19 protein-coding genes are annotated in these 19,487 nt (G+C 62.3%); 11 read left to right on the forward strand and 8 right to left on the reverse strand.

Going from position 1 to position 19,487, the window contains the following annotated elements; all coding sequences use genetic code 11:
• Nucleotides 1-23 precede the first annotated feature (23 nt).
• The 3 genes from ACE10X_RS38460 to ACE10X_RS38470 all read left to right on the forward strand — a co-directional run bounded on the left by ACE10X_RS38460 (nt 24) and on the right by ACE10X_RS38470 (nt 2,901).
• Nucleotides 24-1,007 carry a zinc-dependent alcohol dehydrogenase family protein gene (locus ACE10X_RS38460; RefSeq protein WP_018273623.1) on the forward strand — a complete coding sequence of 328 codons (984 nt, stop codon included), beginning with the start codon at nt 24-26 and terminating at the stop codon, nt 1,005-1,007.
• Nucleotides 1,004-2,587 (forward strand): AAA family ATPase, encoded by a 1,584-nt coding sequence (locus ACE10X_RS38465; protein WP_018273624.1) that lies wholly within the window; start codon nt 1,004-1,006, stop codon nt 2,585-2,587. The genes ACE10X_RS38460 and ACE10X_RS38465 overlap by 4 nt, the downstream gene beginning before the upstream one ends.
• 68 nt (nt 2,588-2,655) lie before the next feature.
• Complete coding sequence (locus tag ACE10X_RS38470; RefSeq protein WP_018273625.1) at nt 2,656-2,901, forward strand: hypothetical protein; 246 nt, start codon at nt 2,656-2,658, stop codon at nt 2,899-2,901.
• Between the two features lie 144 nt (nt 2,902-3,045).
• On the opposite strand, the gene ACE10X_RS38475 is transcribed toward ACE10X_RS38470, so the two are convergent.
• From ACE10X_RS38475 to phbB, 6 genes are all read right to left on the reverse strand, one after another.
• A complete protein-coding gene (locus ACE10X_RS38475) occupies nt 3,046-5,601 on the reverse strand; it encodes a cation-translocating P-type ATPase (RefSeq protein WP_018268791.1) in 2,556 nt (851 codons plus the stop codon).
• The gene (locus tag ACE10X_RS38480) at nt 5,586-5,753 is read right to left on the reverse strand and encodes a hypothetical protein (protein ID WP_162832437.1); all 168 of its coding nucleotides are present in this window, start codon (nt 5,751-5,753) and stop codon (nt 5,586-5,588) included. The genes ACE10X_RS38475 and ACE10X_RS38480 overlap by 16 nt, the downstream gene beginning before the upstream one ends.
• A 157-nt stretch (nt 5,754-5,910) precedes the next feature.
• The gene (locus tag ACE10X_RS38485; protein ID WP_100213613.1) at nt 5,911-7,725 is read right to left on the reverse strand and encodes an alpha/beta hydrolase; all 1,815 of its coding nucleotides are present in this window, start codon (nt 7,723-7,725) and stop codon (nt 5,911-5,913) included.
• A complete protein-coding gene (locus ACE10X_RS38490; RefSeq protein WP_018268794.1) occupies nt 7,722-8,111 on the reverse strand; it encodes a hypothetical protein in 390 nt (129 codons plus the stop codon). Before ACE10X_RS38490 ends, ACE10X_RS38485 begins: the two co-directional genes overlap by 4 nt.
• A complete protein-coding gene (locus tag ACE10X_RS38495) occupies nt 8,108-8,587 on the reverse strand; it encodes a CBS domain-containing protein (protein ID WP_244435918.1) in 480 nt (159 codons plus the stop codon). Before ACE10X_RS38495 ends, ACE10X_RS38490 begins: the two co-directional genes overlap by 4 nt.
• Before the next feature lie 15 nt (nt 8,588-8,602).
• Nucleotides 8,603-9,328, reverse strand: a complete 726-nt coding sequence (gene phbB / locus ACE10X_RS38500; RefSeq protein ID WP_026191814.1) for an acetoacetyl-CoA reductase — start codon at nt 9,326-9,328, stop codon at nt 8,603-8,605.
• 162 nt (nt 9,329-9,490) lie between these two features.
• On the opposite strand from phbB, the gene ACE10X_RS38505 reads away from it, so the two are divergent.
• From ACE10X_RS38505 to hemN, 6 genes are all read left to right on the forward strand, one after another.
• On the forward strand, nt 9,491-10,327 hold the full coding sequence (locus ACE10X_RS38505; RefSeq protein ID WP_018268797.1) for a universal stress protein: 837 nt from the start codon (nt 9,491-9,493) through the stop codon (nt 10,325-10,327).
• Between the two features lie 62 nt (nt 10,328-10,389).
• Nucleotides 10,390-10,698 (forward strand): c-type cytochrome, encoded by a 309-nt coding sequence (locus tag ACE10X_RS38510; protein WP_018268798.1) that lies wholly within the window; start codon nt 10,390-10,392, stop codon nt 10,696-10,698.
• A gap of 62 nt (nt 10,699-10,760) precedes the next feature.
• Nucleotides 10,761-11,483: a CBS domain-containing protein gene (locus ACE10X_RS38515; RefSeq protein WP_026191816.1), complete on the forward strand. Its 723-nt coding sequence runs from the start codon at nt 10,761-10,763 to the stop codon at nt 11,481-11,483.
• A gap of 20 nt (nt 11,484-11,503) precedes the next feature.
• Nucleotides 11,504-11,668, forward strand: coding sequence for a hypothetical protein (locus ACE10X_RS38520; RefSeq protein WP_018268800.1), 165 nt, complete (start codon nt 11,504-11,506; stop codon nt 11,666-11,668).
• A gap of 174 nt (nt 11,669-11,842) precedes the next feature.
• The gene (locus tag ACE10X_RS38525) at nt 11,843-12,520 is read left to right on the forward strand and encodes a helix-turn-helix domain-containing protein (RefSeq protein WP_018268801.1); all 678 of its coding nucleotides are present in this window, start codon (nt 11,843-11,845) and stop codon (nt 12,518-12,520) included.
• A 55-nt stretch (nt 12,521-12,575) separates the two neighbouring features.
• A complete protein-coding gene (gene hemN / locus ACE10X_RS38530; RefSeq protein ID WP_018268802.1) occupies nt 12,576-13,928 on the forward strand; it encodes an oxygen-independent coproporphyrinogen III oxidase in 1,353 nt (450 codons plus the stop codon).
• Nucleotides 13,929-13,956: 28 nt separating this feature from the next.
• Here the strand turns inward: hemN and ACE10X_RS38535 are convergent, their stop codons facing one another.
• Nucleotides 13,957-15,180, reverse strand: coding sequence for an OpgC domain-containing protein (locus ACE10X_RS38535; RefSeq protein WP_244435919.1), 1,224 nt, complete (start codon nt 15,178-15,180; stop codon nt 13,957-13,959).
• A 137-nt stretch (nt 15,181-15,317) separates the two neighbouring features.
• On the opposite strand from ACE10X_RS38535, the gene ACE10X_RS38540 reads away from it, so the two are divergent.
• Nucleotides 15,318-16,055, forward strand: a complete 738-nt coding sequence (locus ACE10X_RS38540; RefSeq protein WP_018268804.1) for a CBS domain-containing protein — start codon at nt 15,318-15,320, stop codon at nt 16,053-16,055.
• Between the two features lie 383 nt (nt 16,056-16,438).
• Here the strand turns inward: ACE10X_RS38540 and ACE10X_RS38545 are convergent, their stop codons facing one another.
• Entirely contained in the window at nt 16,439-16,603 is a 165-nt protein-coding gene (locus ACE10X_RS38545; RefSeq protein WP_016847819.1) for a hypothetical protein, read from the reverse strand.
• A gap of 256 nt (nt 16,604-16,859) precedes the next feature.
• Here ACE10X_RS38545 and mgtA point away from each other — a divergent pair, with 256 nt between their 5' ends.
• Nucleotides 16,860-19,469, forward strand: a complete 2,610-nt coding sequence (gene mgtA, locus ACE10X_RS38550) for a magnesium-translocating P-type ATPase (protein ID WP_018268805.1) — start codon at nt 16,860-16,862, stop codon at nt 19,467-19,469.
• The last annotated feature ends 18 nt before the right edge of the window (nt 19,470-19,487 follow it).

Genomic DNA, 19,487 nt, shown 5'->3' on the forward strand with positions numbered 1-19,487 from the left:
CACAGACCGAAGCGAGTTCCGCCATGCACGCCATGATCCTGCCCGCGCGCGACGCGCGGCTGCAATATACGGAGCGGCCCGACCCACTTCCGGGACCAGGCGAGGTCCGCGTCAAGGTCGGCGCCTGTGGCGTTTGCCGCACCGACCTGCACGTCGTCGATGGAGAACTGCCCGGCATCGCCTATCCGATCGTTCCCGGCCATGAGGTGGTTGGCCGTATCGACGCGATCGGTGAAAGCGTGGATGGCCTGCATCTCGGTGCACGCGTCGGCGTTCCCTGGCTCGGATCCACCTGCGGGCATTGTTCCTACTGCCGGGAGGGCAAGGAAAACCTCTGCGACGCCCCCCTGTTCACCGGCTACACGCGGGACGGCGGCTTTGCCACGCACCTGGTGGCTGACGCGCGTTACTGCTTTCCGCTCGGCAGAGACGGCGAGGATGCGGAGCTGGCGCCCCTGCTGTGCGCCGGCCTGATCGGCTGGCGCTCCCTGGTGATGGCTGGCGACGGCCGCAAGCTCGGCATCTACGGTTTTGGCGCGGCGGGACATATCGTCGCGCAAGTGGCGCGCTGGCAAGGGCGGGATGTGTACGCTTTCACCCGCGCCGGCGACACCGAGGCCCAGCGCCTGGCATTGTCGCTCGGCGCATGCTGGACCGGTGCTTCGGAAGATCGGCCCCCGGCAGAACTTGATGCCGCGATCATCTATGCGCCGACCGGGCCCCTCGTCCCGCTTGCACTGCGCACGCTGCGCAAGGGCGGACGCGTGGTCTGTGCCGGCATTCACATGTCGGATATCCCGAGCTTTCCCTACGACATCCTTTGGGGTGAACGGCAGATCGTTTCCGTTGCCAACCTGACGCGACAAGATGGCGTCGATTTTCTCAAGACAGCGGCAAGGGCTGGAATCCGGACGCACGTCACCGTCTTTCCCCTGGACCAGGCGAACGAAGCACTTGCGCGCTTGCGGGACGGCAAGCTCGTCGGCGCAGCCGTCTTGAAGCCATGATGACGCCGGCATCATCAACTGCGACTGCCACAGGCGAGACCGGCCAGGCCGCCGTATTGTCGTTTCTGGCCGGATCTGGCGAGCCGAACACCCCGGTCAAGCGGATCGACACCCATTGTTCGATCGTCTTTCTCGAAGCTTCGCGCGTCCTGAAGATCAAGCGAGCGGTCAAGCTGCCCTATCTCGACTTCTCGACGTTGGAGAAGCGGCGGCGCGCTTGCGAGGATGAGATTGCCGTCAACAAGCGCCACGCCCCCGCGATCTATCGCGGGGTGGTTCCGATCACGCACGGGCGCGATGGACTTGCGGTCGGCGGGACCGGACCAGTCGTCGAATGGGCCGTCGAAATGGCCCGCTTCGACGAAAACAAGACACTCGATCATCTCGCCGAGCGGGATGCAATCCGGCCGGAGCTGGGCGAGAGACTGGCCGCCATCCTGCTCAAATCCCATCGAGAACTGATTGGGAGCGATGGATCGCACTGGCTTACGTCACTCCCCGTCATCATCGATCGCAACACCGAGCAGTTTCGCGCCGAGTCAACTCTTTCCTGCAGGAAGATCGATGAACTGCACGAGTTGAGCCATCGATCGCTCGCTCGGAATCTTGAGCTCCTGCGCCTCCGCGCCGCAGCTGGGCAAATCCGGCATTGTCACGGCGATGCACATCTCGGCAACATCGTCCTGCTCGACGGCGAGCCTGTTCTGTTCGATGCGATCGAGTTCGACCCCGATATCGCGACGACCGACGTCCTCTACGACCTCGCATTTCCACTGACGGATCTGCTGTACTTCGGACGCGAGACCGTCGCCAACAGGCTATTCAATAGCTACATGCAGAATGCCTGGGACACGCAATCGGGTGCGTTGTCTTTGCTGCCATTGTTTCTATCAATGCGAGCGGCGATCCGGGCTAACGTGCTCTTCACCAAGGCACGGCAACATCAACTCGATCAAGAGATCGCCGCCCAAGCGGGCCGCTATTTCGAGCTTGCACGTCGGCTGATTGAGCCGGAGCCACCCCGCCTAGTTGCAGTTGGCGGGAAGTCGGGTACCGGCAAGAGCGTGCTGGCGCGCGACATGGCGCGTCTGATCGCGCCGCCCCCGGGCGCCCTGGTTCTGCGATCGGATGTCATTCGCAAGCAACTCTCCCACGTCGCCGAACATGCCACGTTAGCGCCGGAGACCTACACTCCCGAAGCATCGGACCGCGTTTATCAAGCCATGCTCGACCGAGCCAAACGCGCCATGGCTCAGGGGATTTCCGTTGTTCTCGACGCGGCATTCTTGAAGCAGGCGGAGCGCGATGCCGCACGAGCCGCCGCCCGCAATGCCAAGGTGAAATTCAGTGGATTGTTCCTGACCGCCGAACAAGCCATTCGGCTGCGACGCGTCGCCTCACGGCAACACGACGCTTCGGATGCAACGGCTGGCGTCGTTCTGAGCCAGGAGAGCATCGATACTGGCCATATCGATTGGCAACTCATCGACGCATCAGGCTCACCTGCCGCCACTCTCCAGCGCAGCATGCCCTGCCTGCCAGACGCACCTTTCCATTCAAATCGGCGGAATATCACCTAAGGAAACATCCGGAATTGGTCGATCGACGGAAACCTGTCAGCATTCTCCCGCCCAGACAGGAGAATGTCATGAAACGCGCATTGAGCCTTCTTCTTGCCGGAAGCGTCATCTCAACGGTAGCGCTTGTTTTATTTTACAATTACTTCTTCCCCAATGCCATTCCGCTTGCCTCGACCGAGCCGCTTCTAGCCTGGCGCTTGGAGGCGGCGTTCGTAGTCACTGCGCTGACATGGACCGCAGCGTTCGTGGCGGCGGCATCCGGACTGTCATTGCTGCTGATGACCCTCACCAACCGAGATGTCACAGTCCGCTAGAACGCGCGCTGCTCGTGCCTGCCATACCTCGAAGGCCGGCTCTTCGGAGCCGGCCTTCGACGTAGGAACACCGCTACCGACGTGTTCCTCGTAAGGTAGGCACCCAGTTATCACCTTTCAGGCGCACTTCAACGTTTCCGCCGACTAGGATCTCAGTCGCCGGCGCCAGAGTGGCTTGAGCAGCTCAAGCACCACCAGCATCGCCACTCCCGGTCCGAGCGCGATCATCAGATCGTCCGGATGAAGGGGACCGAAACGAAACAAGCTGGACGCCGGAGGCCAGAGCAGTGCGGTCCCGAGAGCGCCTGCGATTGAAAGCAAGATTACCGCCAGCGCCAGATTCGGCCGGAAGAACGCCGATAGGAACGAAGAACTGAAAGATCGATTGACCAGGACGAGACCGACAATTGACCCGATGAGGGCGAAGAAGGCCAAGGCTCTGACCTCATCTGCAGGCATGCCGGCGTGAAGTGCAATGACGAACAGAACGGCGACAAGCACAAAAATCAGGGCACCTTGAAGAACGCTCCAGCTAACTAGCGTCCAGGTGAACAGAGGGCTGTCAGCTCGCCTGGGTGGACGCGCCATGACGTCGCGCTCCTCGCGCTCGGCCTCGAACACGAGTGAGCATACGGGATCGATGATTAGCTCCAGAAATGCGATGTGAACGGGGCCGAGAATCAAAGGTAATCCGAACACCAGGGGAAGCAGGGTGAGCCCCGCGATAGGAACGTGGACAGCGAAGATGAAGGCCATCGCCTTTCGCAGATTGTCGTAGATGCGTCGACCCAGGCGGATGGCCGAGATGATCGCGCTAAAATCGTCGTCTAGCAGAACGATAGAGGACGCCTCGCGCGCGACGTCCGTTCCGCGCCCGCCCATCGCGATACCGATGTGAGCCGCTTTCAGGGATGGAGCGTCGTTGACGCCATCGCCGGTCATCGCAACGATCTCGCCGTTCTGCTTCATTGCCTGCACGATGCGGAGCTTCTGCTCCGGTAATACGCGAGCAAACACGTTCACGCGTCTGACGAGTTCCGCAAGCTGCAGGTCACTCATGAGCTTGATCTGATTCCCCGTGATCACCTCATGGACATCCAGCCCCGCCTGCTTCGCAATTGCGGCCGCGGTTATCGGATAATCGCCTGTGATCATGGCGACGCCAATTCCCGCTGAGCGGCATTCACGCACCGCAGCAGGCACACCGGGGCGAAGCGGGTCGGCGAATCCCACCAGTCCGAGGAAGCGGAATGCGAAGGCTTCCTGCGAACAAGGAAGCTGGTTGCCTTTATGCACGGCCGCCGCGATCCCGAGCACACGGAGCCCTTGCTCCGCCATCAAGCCGACGGCACTTCTCATCGATTCCTGATCCAAACGGCTCAGCTGGCAGAGACGCGCAACCGCTTCAGGGGCTCCTTTGGCTGCAACAACGTATTCCTCGGCGGGGGATGACCGCCAGACCTGGGTCATGGCGAGGAGCTCGGGCCGGAGTCCATAGGTATGTATCAGTTGCCCATGAACATCCTGCCCGCTGGTTTCTTTCCGGACGTGGCCCGCAAGGGCGTGCAGCGCCCGCTCCATCGGATCCAGCGGCTGAGGCGAACTGGCAAGGACGCCGTAGCGCAGCATCTCCGGGAATTCGGGTCGTACGCAACCCGGATTCGAAGACTTGGGACGCATGCATGAACCGTCGAGCAACCGCAATTCTACAACTGACATTTCGTTCAGCGTCAGAGTACCGGTCTTGTCGGTGCATAAGACGGTGGCGGAGCCTAACGTCTCGATTGCGGCCGCCCGGCGCGTCAGCACGCGGACTTTCGAAATGCGCCACGCGCCCATGGCCATGAACACGGTGAGCACCACACCAAATTCTTCCGGCAGCATGGACATGCCGATTGCGACGCCGCTGAGCAACGCTTGCAGCCAGTCTCCGCGCAACGTCCCGTAAAGCAGCACGGCAACGATGCTGACCGCAGCGCCGCCGAAAAAGCAAAACCGCACCAGCCTCGCCGTCTGCTGTTGGAGACGTGGCGGCTCCGCTTGCAGCGTGCGTAGAGACGCTCCGATCTTTCCGATCTCGCTTCGCGGTCCGGTGGACGTGACCCGGGCGGCGCCCTCGCCCCGCACGACGAGCGAGCCGGAATACACGAACGGCTGATCGTCGCCGCCCGGCCGATGCTCGGCCACGGCGTCCGTCTCGACCACCTGCTTGCGAACGGGTACCGACTCGCCTGTCAGCAGGGACTCGTCGACCTGCAGATCATGACTGTCGAGGAGCACAGCGTCGGCTGGCACGCGATCACCGTCGCCAAGGATGATGAGGTCGCCTCGGACGACGTCCCGGCCGGCGATACGCCGGCGTACTCCATCCCGCATCACGAGGGCCCGCGGACTGGTCAGGTCGCGCAAGGCTTCTAACACGCGTTCAGTTCGTGTCTCCTGCACGATCGTGATCACGATCGACATGGCGCCGAAGCCAAGGAGCAGGAGTGCCTCCTGGAGATCACCAAGCAAAAGATAGATCACTCCGCCGCTCAGAAGCAGCGCGAGCATGGGCTCGCGCAGCACGTCCAACGCGATACGTATGGGAGTGCGCCGCTCAGGGCTCGGAAGCTCGTTGTGCCCCTCGACCCGAAGCCGGGCCGTCGCTTCGGCTTCGCTTAGTCCTGTGAGGTCTGTGGCGCTCACGTCTTCCGCCATAGGTTCCAGACGCTTCCACCCAGCAAGAGCGCGGTAACGAGCAGAATGGCCACAAATGTCTGTATGATGTCAAAGTTCAGAGAATCCCGCGCAACGAAGAACGCGGTGATAGATCCCACGAGGACGAAGAGGATGCGAAGGATGACGCTCATGGCTCTCTCCTGCTGGCACAACGCCGTTTGAAGCTTCCTAGGCAAGGGGTGCCCAGCTGGATACTCGATCCTGCTGGCGCGGCGCAGTTTACCGTAGCGGTTCGCACCGTTGAGAAGTTGCGGCAGATCAAGCTGCCCGAGCACCCGTGCCGGCGGCTCAATGCTGCAGGACATACCGGCCCGGCGCATCCTCGAGCGGCGATTCACCCTCGGGCGCGTGAAGCACCGGCTGCGCCGGCACCCACGCACCGGAATGCGCCGTGAGGAAACGAACCCACTCCAGCCACCAGGATCCGTCGCGATTCATCGCCTTGCGCAGCCACTCGTCGGGGCCGACATAGGGTTGATCCGCCATTTTCTCCAACAACTGATAGCTGTGCCGCTCCTCCGACGGCGGAGCAACGATGCCGGCGTTGTGGCCGCCGCTCGCCAGCACGAAGGCGATATCGGCATCCGCGAGCAAGTGAATCTTGTGAACCGACCGCCAGGGCGCGACGTGATCACGGACCGTGCCCACCACAAACATGGGGGCGCGAAGGTCGGAAAGTGCCACCGGCTGTCCGTCCGCCAGATAGCGGCCCTCGGCAAGGTCATTGTTGAGAAAAAGCTTGCGCAGATAGTCCGAATGCATCTGGTAGGGCATGCGGGTCGCGTCCGCGTTCCATGACATCAGGTCACTCGGTGCGGCGCGCTCACCCATCAGATAGTCGCGGACCAGGCGCGACCAGATCATGTCGTTCGACCGCAGCAACTGGAACGCACCGGCCATCTGCGCCGTCTCGAGCACGCCGCGCTGCCGCATCATGTCCTCCAGGAACGCAACCTGGCTCTCATTGATGAAGAGCGTCAGCTCGCCTGCATCGGTAAAATCGACCTGGGCCGCCAGCAGCGTCACCGACCGGAGGCAACCAGGCCGCTCCCTTTGCAATCGGGCCGCGGCAATCGCCAGCAGGGTGCCACCGAGGCAGTAGCCTGCCGCATGGATCGCGCGTTCAGGGGCAAGCTGATTGATCGCGTCGATCGCAGCGTCGACCCCAAGCTTGCGATAGTCCTCGAGACCAAGATCGCGGTCGGCTGGCCCCGGATTTCGCCATGAGATCATGAACACGGTGAAGCCGCGCTCGACCAGGAAGCGCACGAGCGAATTCTGCGGCGAGAGATCGAGGATGTAGTACTTCATGATCCACGCCGGCACGATCAGCACTGGCTCCGGGCAGACGTCGGCCGTCTCGGGCGCGTACTGGATGAGCTCGATCAGCTCATTCCGGTACACAACCTTGCCCTTGGTCACGGCAACGTCCTTGCCGACCACAAAGGGCGCGGATCCGGACGGCTCGGCGCTCAACAGATTCCTGCAATCTTCCAGCCAGTTATGCCAGCCCGAAACGAAGTTGCCGCCACCCGAATCCATTGCCTTGCGCAGCACCTCGGGGTTGCTGAACGCAAAGTTGGACGGCGCAACGACGTCGAGGCATTGCCGGACGGTGAAATCCACGACCGCTGCATTTGCTTTCGAGACGCCGTGCAGGCCGCTGGTCGCCGAATGCCACCAATGCTCCGCCAGCAGGAACGCCTGCGCAATGACGTTGAAGGCCGGCAACGTCCAATCCTGGCCCGCAAAACGGTTGTCACCCGGCTGAGGCTTAACCATGAACCAGGGTTGCCAGGCCGCATGCGGCGTCGACACCATGCGCGCGAAGCGCGAGCCGTCAGCAACTGCGTTCAACGCCAGCTCAAGCCGTCTACCGGGTGAGGCCGCCAGATGCAGTTGCCAATCGGCGAAGGCGAGCGCGAGGCCAGCCGGTGAAAGCCCGCCGGTCCATCGCGCCATCGCCGCGTGAACGAGCTGGTCGAGCGATTCCGTACCCGTCAATGGCTCCTTCTCGGGCTGCGCCGATGCAGGCGTTCCGGCACCCGTCACATCGTCGTTGGCAGGAGATCTGGGCTGGTCGAGAACTGCCTGGACTGTCATCGCCCGTCTCCGAGGTGGAACCGCTTCCGACCGAGCGCCACGATCTCGGCGTCCGTCGGATGATCGCTCGGCTCAACATGCAGGTTGAGGTCGGGCCGTTCCGCCGTGAGATATTGCATCAGCTCAACCTTCTCGACACCCGGACCGATGACGAGCAAATCGCTGCAACCGCTCACGGCCTCCCCTACCCGGGCAAGGAATGTCGCGTCGGCCTGGACGCGGCCATCGCCGATCGTATTCGTCTTGTGATGCAGATGCTGCGACGCCAAATGCGCATGGACGGCCGTCGCGCTGACGCCTGTCAACCCGATGCCGAAAACCTTCGCAACAAGGTGATCGATCCAAACGACCGCGTGCGCATGTGACTGCAGGGTCATCTCGCTCATGAAGCAACTCCGGTGCTTTCTTTCTCTGGCTCTCTCAATCGGCGCGCCAATGCCGCAAGCAGCTCCCTGCGACTGACAATACCAACGACGGTTCCGGCGCCAAGCACCGGAATCTGAGCGACATTGTAGACATCCATCTGCGCGACGACGTCCTCGATCGATGCCTCGACATCGACGGTGATCGGCGAGCCACTCATGAGCGAGCCGACCTGCAGCGTGCGCATGCGTTCGCGTTCAGGTGTATTCTCCGCAATGCCAAGCAGAGACTCCAGCCAGTTTCCTGACGGCGGGCTGATGTCAAGCTCATCGCGGTGAAGGAAATCCCCCTCCGAAACCATGCCGACGAGGTCGCCGGCGTCGTCGATCACCGGCAGGCCGCGCTGATCGGTCTCAAGCAGCAGCTCGACGGCATCGAGCACGGTGGCAGTCGGCTTGATCGTCGCGAACGAACTGCGCATCACATCGGTGGCGAGCATTGTCATCTCTCCTATTCAACACATGTGTTGGCCGCCATTGATCGACAGCGTCGATCCGGTGATGAACCCTGCTTCGTCGGCTGCAAGAAACGCGACGGCACGGGCAATCTCCTCCGGCTGCCCCAACCGCCCGACCGGGATCTGCGGCAGAATCGAGTTCTGCATGACATCGGCCGGCACCGCCGCCAGCATCTCAGTATTGATGTAACCCGGGCAGATCGCATTGACCGTGATACCGAACCGCGCGCTTTCGAGCGCCAATGCACGGGTGAAGCCGAGCTCGGCGGCCTTCGCCGCGGCGTAGTTCGTCTGGCCGATCTGGCCCTTCTGCCCGTTGATGGACGAGACGTTGATGATCCGCCCGAACCTGCGGGCCCGCATGCCCTCGATGAGGGGGCGGCACATGTTGAACAGCGAATCGAGATCGGTCCGGATGACCGCGTCCCATTGCAGCTTGGTCATTCGATGCAGTGTGGCGTCGCGCACGATACCGGCGTTGTTGACCAGGATGTCGATCGGGCCCAGCGCCGCCTCCACCTCGCGGACGCCGGCTGCACAGGCCTGAAAGTTCGCGACATCCCACTGGAATACGGGAATTCCCGTCTGATCCTGAAACGACCACGCGGCTCCCGCATTTCCAGCATAGCAGGCCGCAACCCGGCATCCGGCGGCAGCGAGGGCACGCGAAATCGCGGCGCCAATTCCCCTGCTTCCACCCGTAACCAATGCGACGCGCGCCATGCCGGCTCCTCCAAGCTGGGCACAACATTTGCGCGAATTACACGCTCGATGAATTGATCTCGCTCAATCTGAATCCCCGACCGCGCATGAGGCAGATCAAATTGGCCCGCCTCGATCCGTGCTTTGGTGGCACTTGCTCTTCCACCTCTTTGGAGAACGGCCATGTTCAAGAACATCCTGGTCCACATCCCGACGGAGCTGTCGCCACGTCCCGCGGTCGACGGATCGGTTTCGCTCGCGCTCGGCACCGGCGCGCACCTCGACGCAATGGCGATCGGCTACGAGACCGCCAGCGTACCGTTCGTCGTTGAAGGCGGCGCGGCGGTCGCCTCACTGTTCGAGGCTGAACATGAGCAGGCCCTCGAACGCGCCGAGGTTGCGCTGCGCGTCTTCGATATCGAGGCACGTAATGCGGGGATATCCTACGCGACCCGCGCCGTGGGTGCGCTCCCCATCGATGCTCGGGAGATGATCTGCGCGAGCGCGCGACTGCATGACCTGACCGTGGTGGTGCAGCCGCTGGGCGAATACAACAGCTACGACAACGTGATCCCGCGCGAGCTCTTGTTCCAAGCCGGGGGTCCTGTTCTGTTCATGCCCTATACATTCCACGGCGCGTTCTCGGCGAAGCGTATCGGGATTTGCTGGGATGGCAGCCGGCTTGCCGCCCGCGCCCTGCACGACGCAATGCCGCTGCTGCGCGCAGCCGATGCTCTCACCGTCATCACCATCGATGGCGCCGATCCGATCCCCTCAGAAAGCTCCAGCGACCACTTGGTGCGCTACCTTGCAAAGGAAGGGCTTCCGGCCAAGATCACGTCGTTGCCGGCGTCCAAGTCCGAGGTTCAGTCGATCCTGCTGTCGATCGCGGCGGATGAGAGCCTTGACCTTCTGGTGATGGGCGGATACGGCCACTCCCGCCTGCAGGAAACCCTGCTCGGCGGCGTGACGCGCGACATGCTGCGCGCGATGACCGTCCCGGTCCTGATGTCTCACTAAGCGCGAGTCGAACTGTGAAGCATCCAGCCGGGACATTTCAGAGCCATATCGCTCGTGGTTTCGTGGTCATCAGCGCGATCTGCGCCGCGCTGACTCCGGCCGCTGCGAACCAGGAGCAAGGCCGTCGCCTTGCGCAGCTCTACTGCGCCCGCTGCCATGCAATCGATCGGGTGAGCCCGAGCCCGCTGAGGATAGCACCTCCGTTCCGGACATTGCACGAACGCTATCCGGTCGAGATGCTGCAGGAATCGCTGGCGGAAGGGATCGTCACCGGCCATCCGACCATGCCCCAGTTCAGCTTCGAGCGGGATCAGGTGGGCGACTTCATTCTGTTCTTGAAATCTCTCGAGCGGGGCCAAGCGGACCGTTGAGCCAGGTCAATGCGCGGAACGCACAAAGCCTCATTGTTCAAGCTTCAACACGGAGGTCCGACATGCGTGCACATCAGATAATGACCAAGCATATCATCGCCGTCAGTCCGCACACAAAGATCCTGGATGCGGCCAATATCATGCTGCGATGTCACCTCAGTGGTCTGCCGGTGATGGACGAAGACGGCACGCTCAGGGGCATGGTGTCCGAGGGAGATTTCCTGGAGCGCGCCGAGATCGGCACAGGACACAAGCGCTCGGCATGGCTGGAACTGTTCACCGGCGTGGGTCGCGCTGCGACCGATTTCGTGCACGAACGCGGCCGCAAGGTTGAGGACGTCATGACCACGACCCCGATCACCGTCGATGAGCAAGCGCCGCTCGACGAGATCGTGCATCTGATGCACAAGCACGGCGTGAAGCGGGTGCCGGTTGTGAAGGGCAAGACCATGGTCGGAATCGTCACCCGGGCGGACATCCTGCAGGCCGTCGCATCGCTGGCGCGCGAAGTTCCCGATCCGACCGCCGACGACAGCCATATCCGTGAACGGATTCTGCGCGAAATCAACGCCACCGGCTGGCGGCCGGCCGGCTTCCAGGTCTGGGTACGCAACGGCGCCGTGCATCTGCACGGCCTGATCTTCGATGAACGAGCTCGCCAGGCCGCGATCGTCCTCGCTGAAAACACCTCGGGCGTCAGGGAAGTCCGCGATCATCTCTGCTTCGTCGACGGCTATTCGGGCTACTACGTCGAATCGCCGGAAGACATCAAGGCGGCCGGCTAGATCAGATCGAGGGGTCCAACATGGCAATCAGTACACTGCTTGTCGTCACAGCCGTCTGTCTCATCTTCGCGATCTTTGCGCTCGTGCTCGCCGTGACCGATCGCGGCACGACGCGCTGGCTTCGGGAACAGGACGGGAATGGAGCCAGCACACGCGCTGCCTATCCCGACAAGAACGGGAGCTAGCCTCGCCTCTCGACCAACGCGCCGAGCGACCCCTGGCGCGGCGGGATGCTCGTTGTCCGACACCTACGTATAGATACGTAAGTGGCTTCTACTTAGGGGAAATATCCAAATTTCCCGATCCAGAAGATGCGATCAATCTGGCTCCATCGATCTTCCCATCCATGGAGCGTCGCCATGCAGACCCAGAACGCCATTTCCCTCGAGAACAGCCGTCACCCGACCAGCATCCTCAGCCGGCAGGCGCGCGTTGAAGGGCCCTTCGGCATGATTGGGACACCGATGCGGTTCGCCCGCAACAGCGAAATTTACGGCGAGGACGAGGCCGCGGAATACCTCTATCAGGTCGTTTCCGGCGCGGTCCGAACCTACAAGATTCTGGAAGACGGACGTCGCCAGATCGGCGCATTCTATCTGCCCGGGGATATTTTCGGCTTCGAGGCCGGCGAAACCCATATCTCCTCGGCCGAGGCCGTCTCCGAGACGCGGGTCATCGTGGTCAAGCGCGCCGCGCTCATGGTCCGTGCGACACACGAAAAGGATCTGGCACGCCAACTCTGGGATGCGACGGCCCAGGAACTGCGTCGCTTCCAGGAGCATCTGATGCTGCTGATCTGCAGCGCCGAAGATCGTGTCGTCGGCTTCCTCCACGACATGGCGCGCCGCGCCGTCAAGAATGCGGCGATCGAGCTTCCGATGTCGCGGCAGGATATCGCCGACTATCTCGGTCTGACGATCGAAACGGTGTCACGCACCTTTACCCAGCTCGAGCAGAACGGCGTGATCTCCCTTCCGACCTCGCGTCGGGTGGAACTGCGCAACCGCGCGGTGTCGAACCGCATCATGGCGGCGTAAGCGAAGGGCGAGCCAGGCTCCGATAATTGGCCGCAAGCGAGAGGCAAGGAATAGGATGCGGTCGAACCTGGCGATCACCTATGGGCAGGACAAACTGCCGCGCTACACCAGCTACCCCACGGCTCCGCATTTTTCCGCGGCGGTCGGCGAGGCTGATTACCGGACATGGCTCAGGTCGATTCCAACGCGGCGGCCGGCCTCGATCTACCTGCATGTTCCGTTTTGCCGGTCGATGTGCTGGTACTGCGGGTGCCACACCTCCATCACCAGGCGCGACGAACCGGTCGCCATTTACGCCGCCGGCCTTCGCACCGAAGCGCATCTCGTTGCCGAAGCGGTCGGTGGGCGATTGCCCGTCTCCCACATCCATTTCGGCGGCGGCACTCCGACGATCATGACGCCCGAAACCTTTGCCGACCTCTTCAGCGCGCTACGCTACTCGTTCTTCGTGCAGCCCGACGCCGAGATCGCCGTCGAGATCGATCCACGCACCCTGACCGAGCCGATGGCGGAAGCAATGGGCTACAGCGGCGTCAACCGCGCGAGCCTTGGCATCCAGAGCTTCGATCCTGTCGTCCAGCACGCCATCAATCGGTCGCAGAGCCTTGAGCAGACCGCGGAAGCGGTCGAGCGGCTGCGCCGTGCCGGCGTCGGCCGCATCAACTTCGACCTGCTCTACGGCCTGCCCGCTCAGACTGTCGCTTCCTGCCTGGATACTGTCGACAGATGCATCGCGCTGCGGCCCGACCGGTTTTCCGTGTTCGGATACGCCCATATTCCCTCCTTCAAGAAGCACCAGCGCATGATCGACGAGGCGTCGCTGCCGGATAGCCTCGAGCGGCATCGTCAGTCCGAGGCAGTCGCGCAAGCGCTGACCCATGCCGGATACCTGCGCATCGGCCTCGACCATTTCGCGCTCCCCGGCGACAATCTGGCCATGGCAAAGCGCGAGGGCCGGCTGCGGCGTAACTTCCAGGGCTACACGGACGATTCTGCCGAGACCCTGATTGGTCTCGGCGCCAGCGCAATTGGCCGCGTGCCGCAGGGCTTCGTGCAGAATGCCGTCGCGACACGCGACTACCTTGCGCGCATTGCCGAGGACCGGCTTGCCACCGTCAGGGGCTACATGCTGACGGCGGAGGACCGCTTCCGAGCCGACATCATCGAGCGCATCATGTGCGACATGGCCGTCGACCTGCCGGGAATGTGCCGCCGGCACCGCTGGGATCCTGGTTCGGCCGTCGTCGATCGTTCCCGGCTCGACAGGCTGATCGCGGACGGCGCGGTGACGATGAGAGGTGACCGGCTCCTGATCAACGATGATGCGGAGTTCCTGGTCCGAAGCGTCGCCTCGGCGTTCGACGCTCACCTTGGTCGCGCCACGACCCGGCATAGCCGAGCGGTCTAGATTCGACCGGCGGAACCCGGTCCGCCGTCTACAGCAGTTTCGGATGTTGGCGGCTTCGTTTGCCGATCCAGGCCAGGCATGTCGCAAACAGGACGAGCGCCGCGATCCCTGCGGCGCTCGTCAGAAACTGCGCCGCAATGCTGTCGGACACTTCGATGAGATACAAACTCGCCAACAGGGAGAGCACGACGGCTGCACAATAGGTTTCGAGCGAACGCTCGCCGCAACGAATTGCGCCCCTCAGGCCGCCCCTGGCAAGTCCTCGCCAATTCGGCGGCACGAACCTCGCCACGACGACGGCAATTGCCAGAAAATGCAGGAGCCGCAGCGGGTCCAGATCCGGCTTGTCGATCGGATAGATCAACCGCGCAATATAGCTGGGGACCGCGGCCGCCAATGGCTCGATCTGCCAGCTCAATGTGATCACAAGACCAAAGCCGAGGTACGCTATCGCAGGTGCGACGACGGGCCACGATGCGATTTTCCGCCCAAACATTCGATAGCCCCGGATCGCCCACCACGCCCCGAGAACGACCAGAAGCTGCCAGGCAAACGGATTGAAGTACCACAGATTGACCGGCCACTGCGGCAAGTTCCAGCCGTACAATTGGACCAGCGCATAGAGGAACGCGGAGATCAGCAGGGACGCACCAGGAAACTTCAATATTCCCCAGAGGGCAGGCGCAAACGATAGATGAAACAGCACGAAGGTCGGCAGGACATCCGTATTTACGGGGCGATACATCAGGATGGCGGCATGGGCCAGCGCAGCACCCGGCTCTTGCAGCAGGATCTTCACGTTGGCTTCGTCCGCCAGCCGGTTACTGCCTGAGCTGTACGCAACGATGGCAAGCGCGATGGTCAGGATGAGAAAGGCCGCATAGATCTCCCAGCTTCGCAGCAGCGTATGTGCGAAGGCTGTAGCCCACCCATCGCGACGGCGGACGCTGCTGTAGCTCAGCGCACATGTCACGCCGGACACGAACATGAAGACTTCGGTCGCATCGCTGAAGCCATAATGGCGCAAGGTCAACCAGCTGAAGACATTGTTGGGGATGTGATCGAGGAAGACGCACCAGAGCGCAAGACCTCGGCATAGATCCAGCCGGAGATCGCGGTCCAAAGGCACGCTGTCGTCCTTCCCGGGATGAACGGTCAGGAGCGCGGGGTTCCGGTGAAGATTCTTTCCGTTCAAGCGACCGGTCGAACAGTCAGAAAGCATGAGACCATTACCAGCTGTCGGCTTGCCCATTGCCTGCCGCACTGTTTAACATATCAGCGCAGTTGCACGACCGTCCGATTGATAAGGATCAACACACGTTGTTCCTTCCGAGAGTTAGCTGGATCAGTTCGAGTCGGAGGATCTACGCTGTGCGCGTACGGGAGATCATGTCACGGAACGTCATCACAATCGATGGCGATGCATCGGTGATCGATGCCATCAAGACCATGCTGTCCCATCACATCAGTGGCCTTCCTGTCATCGATCAAGACGGAGCGCTCATCGGAATCCTGTCGGACGGAGATTTCATCCGGCGCGTGGAAGTTGGAACGGAGAAGCGCCGCGGCCGCTGGCTTGCGATGCTCGCGGGCACGAACCAGGTTGCACTCGACTTCGCGCGCCAACATGGCCGCAAGGTCAGTCAGATCATGTCGCCCGACCCAATCACCGTCGAGGAGGACACATCGCTCGAGCAGGTCGTCCAGCTCATGGAATCGCACGGCGTCACGCGATTCCCGGTCATGCGCGATAAGAAGCTGGTCGGGATGGTCACGCGCACGGATTTCATGACGGCAATCGCAAGGCTTCGCCTCGAATGGTCTTCCATTTCCGGCAATGACGATCAGATCCGTGCGTCGGTCATTGCGGCATTTGCGCATGCGCCTTGGCGACCCGCTGCACTGAACGTCAGCGTAAATGACGGGATCGTCAGCCTACGCGGCAGCATCCGGAGCGATAATGCGCACAAAGCAGCGATCGTTGCTGCGGAAAACGTCTCGGGCGTGAAGCGGGTCGAAGACCAACTGGTGAAAATGGCCTACCCGCCGGCGGAAGAGGACTATGGCGGCGGCGACTTTGTCTCGTTAGAGCAAGAACCTTCGACCGAAGACGATCAACCCTTGTAAGCATGCAAAGGCGCCGATGATCGCGCCAATGGCGCCTGCCTTGCATCGATAGACTATGCGCGAGTCCCTAGGCGAGATAGATCGCCTCCCGGTGAATTTCCTTGCCCGACCCGTCGATGACCACAACGTGACGATCGACGTTGCCAGCCGGCTCCTCGGTTCGAATCCTGCTTCCTGTGCGTGATCGCAGCGGCGGCGTTCAGAAACTCAAGTCCGATCCGATCACGGACCGGAACACCATCCTGCGGGTCTCCGATCGCGGCCCGCCCAAAGAAGCCGCCAGCTTAGGCCAGCCGGCAGCTTCAGTGGGGCTGCTCTACGCAGTTAGGGGATCTGCGCAATCCAAGCAAAGCAGATTGCCCGGGCATCGGACTTGATCTGCATCAATCCGGCTTGCGATCGTCTGCCGTGCCTTGAGAGGCAATCTGTCTCGCTTCTTCATCGGCCAACAGCTTGAGCACGACCTTGCGTTCCTCGTCCGTCAGCTGTGGATCTGCAAGCTTTTTCCTGAACAAGGCCAGGTTCTCGTCGTGAATAAATCGCTCCATGGGACAGCGTTTTCTACCCATTCGCGTGCTTTGAAAGAGTAATCCTAGCCGCGCACACGCTGGCCAGCAAGCAGCGGCTGTGGCTCGACCCGGCCCCGCCTGCCTTGGAGCGAGAATTTCCTCGCGTTGCCCGAGACTTACCTCACCAGGGAGACGGGTCGCACACCGCCCCGAGTCGCTTGAGCCGCATCAACCTCGCACCTACGAGGCTGCAATATGATTTGCTGCCAATTCTTTCCAGCAGCGCGAGATTCTCATGCCGCTCAAGCCGCCCGCGTATGGGCCTGCCGTTGAAGCGTTCTGGCGGGAGCCGGCCGATGCGCTGTTGTGCAGGCTCGACACCCAGCGGTGCGGTCTGCGCCAACAGGAGGCCGAAAAGCGGCTCGCCCGGATCGGCCCAAACCTCGCAGAGCCATCGGGCACGCGATCGATCCTGCAGAAGATCGTACATCGTCTGGTCAACCCGTTGATTGCCATCCTGATCGTGGCGGCGGCCGTGTCGGGCTTCAGCGGCGACCTCGCGAGCTTTGTGATCATCACGCTCGTGGTGGGCCTGTCACTGACGCTGGATATCGTGCAGGAGCACCGCGCGGAGGTCGCCGCCGATGCGTTGCGACGCTCGGTTGCCATCCAGGCCGATGTCATTCGCGATGGCGCAATCGTCGCGTTGCCGGTGAGCGAACTCGTGCCCGGAGACGTCGTGGAGCTGCGGACCGGCGACCTCGTGCCGGCCGACGGGGTCGCGCTCATGGCCCGCAATTTCCAGCTGAACGAGGCCCTGATGACCGGCGAGCCGTTTCCTGCCGCGAAGACGACGGAGCCATGCGTGACCAGTCAGCCTGCGGAAGCGAGCAATGCGCTGTTCGCCGGCACTAGCGTCGTTGGCGGCAACGGGGTCATGCTCGTCGTCGAGACTGGCCGCCGTACGCGCTTCGGCATGATCAGCGCCGAGCTACTGGCGAACGATCCCCCAAGCGCCCTTGAGCAAGGTGTACAGAAGCTTGGCTTGCTCATCCTCAAGCTGACGCTTTTTTTGACGCTGTTCGTGTTGCTCGCCCACCTCGTGGCACATCGGCCGGCAATGGAATCATTCCTGTTTGCCGTCGCGCTCGCCGTCGGTCTCACGCCCGAGCTCTTGCCGATGGTGATGACGGTGACATTGGCGCGCGGAGCGCAGCGGATGGCGAAGCGGCAGGTGATCGTCAAGAGGCTGTCTGCTATCCACGATCTCGGTGCGATGGACACGTTATGCGTCGACAAGACCGGCACGCTGACAGAAGCCAGGATCACACTCGCAGCACATTTCGATCCTGCGGGACGCCCCAGCGATCGGGTGCTCGAGCTGGCTCGATTGAACAGCGCCTTCCAGACCGGCATTCATAGCCCGCTGGATGAGGCGCTGCTTGCCGCAGACAGCCCGCCGGGCAGCAGCGCCTGGACCCGGCTCGCCGAGATTCCGTTTGACTTCGAGCGGCGCTGCCTCTCGGTCCTTGCGACGCGGGACAACGACCGGTTCCTGATCGTCAAGGGCGCGCCGGAAGCGATCATGGACCGCGCGGTTGCAGTCGAGGTCGATGGCTTGGCCCGGCCGCTGGATGACAGCCACCGTGCCGCGCTCGTTCGCCTGCAGGATGACCATGCCCGGCAGGGCTTTCGGCTGCTCGGCGTCGCCATCCGAACCATGGCGCCGGATCGGGCCAATGTTACGACCGCGGACGAAGCTGTCCTGACGGTGGTCGGTTTCTGCGCGTTCGCGGACCCTCCCAAGCGCGATGCGGCCGACTCGGTCCGAGACCTGAGGGCACGTGGCGTCGGCATCAAGGTGCTCTCCGGAGACCACGCTGCAGTGGTCGCGCATGTCGCGGATGCCGTCGGTCTTCCCTCCGGTCGTATCCTGACCGGCGGCGAGATCGCCAATCTGAGCGATCAGGCGCTCGCCGCGCAGATCGAGGATGTCGACCTGTTCGCCAGGATCGATCCCGAGCAGAAGAGGCGGATCATCCGGGCCTTGCGTCAACGCGGTCACGTCGTCGGCTTCATGGGCGACGGCGTGAACGACGCTCCGGCGATTCACGCCGCCCATGTCGGAATTTCCGTCGCCGGCGCGACCGAGGTGGCACGCGCCGCCGCGGACATGATCCTGCTGGCCCCGGACCTCTCGGTGCTGGGCCCTGGCGTGATCGAGGGGCGGCGAACGTTCGCAAACATCCTGAAATATGTCCGCATGGGCACCAGCTCGAATTTCGGCAACATGCTATCGATGGCGCTGGCATCCATTGCCCTGCCGTTCCTGCCGCTGTTGCCGCTGCAGATCCTCCTGAACAATTTGCTCTACGATCTCTCCGAGATCGGCATTCCGTTCGATGAAATCGACGAGGAGGATGCCGAGAGACCCCAATCATGGAATATGGCGGATATCCTGCGGTTCACGTTCGTCATGGGCTCGATTTCATCGCTATTCGACGTCGCGACTTTCACCATTCTCCTGAAAGTTTTCCATACCGATGCGGCCGCGTTCCAAACCGGCTGGTTCCTGGAATCGATCGCTACCCAGATCCTCGTGATCTTTCTGATCCGCTCGCGGCGGTCGCTATGGCGCGCCAGCCGCCCGCATCGCATTCTGGCATTGGGTTCGCTCGGCGCGCTTGCTTCAGGCATTTTCCTCGCGCTGGGACCGGCCGGTTCCTTGTTCGGTTTCGCGAGCCTGCCGCCCGTGCTGCTGGGCGCGATCACGCTGATAACGCTTGGCTACCTCGTCATGGCGGAGATGGGAAAGCGCCTTGCGCTTCCAGCCGCCACACATGAATCAAATCGCGCTGCGCTGGGACGACAATATCCTGCCAGCGATACCGCACTGAATGGATGACCTACAGACACTACCCAT

It is taken from the genome of Bradyrhizobium sp. Pha-3 (genome assembly GCF_042258325.1).
GTDB classification, from domain to species: domain Bacteria; phylum Pseudomonadota; class Alphaproteobacteria; order Rhizobiales; family Xanthobacteraceae; genus Bradyrhizobium; species Bradyrhizobium elkanii.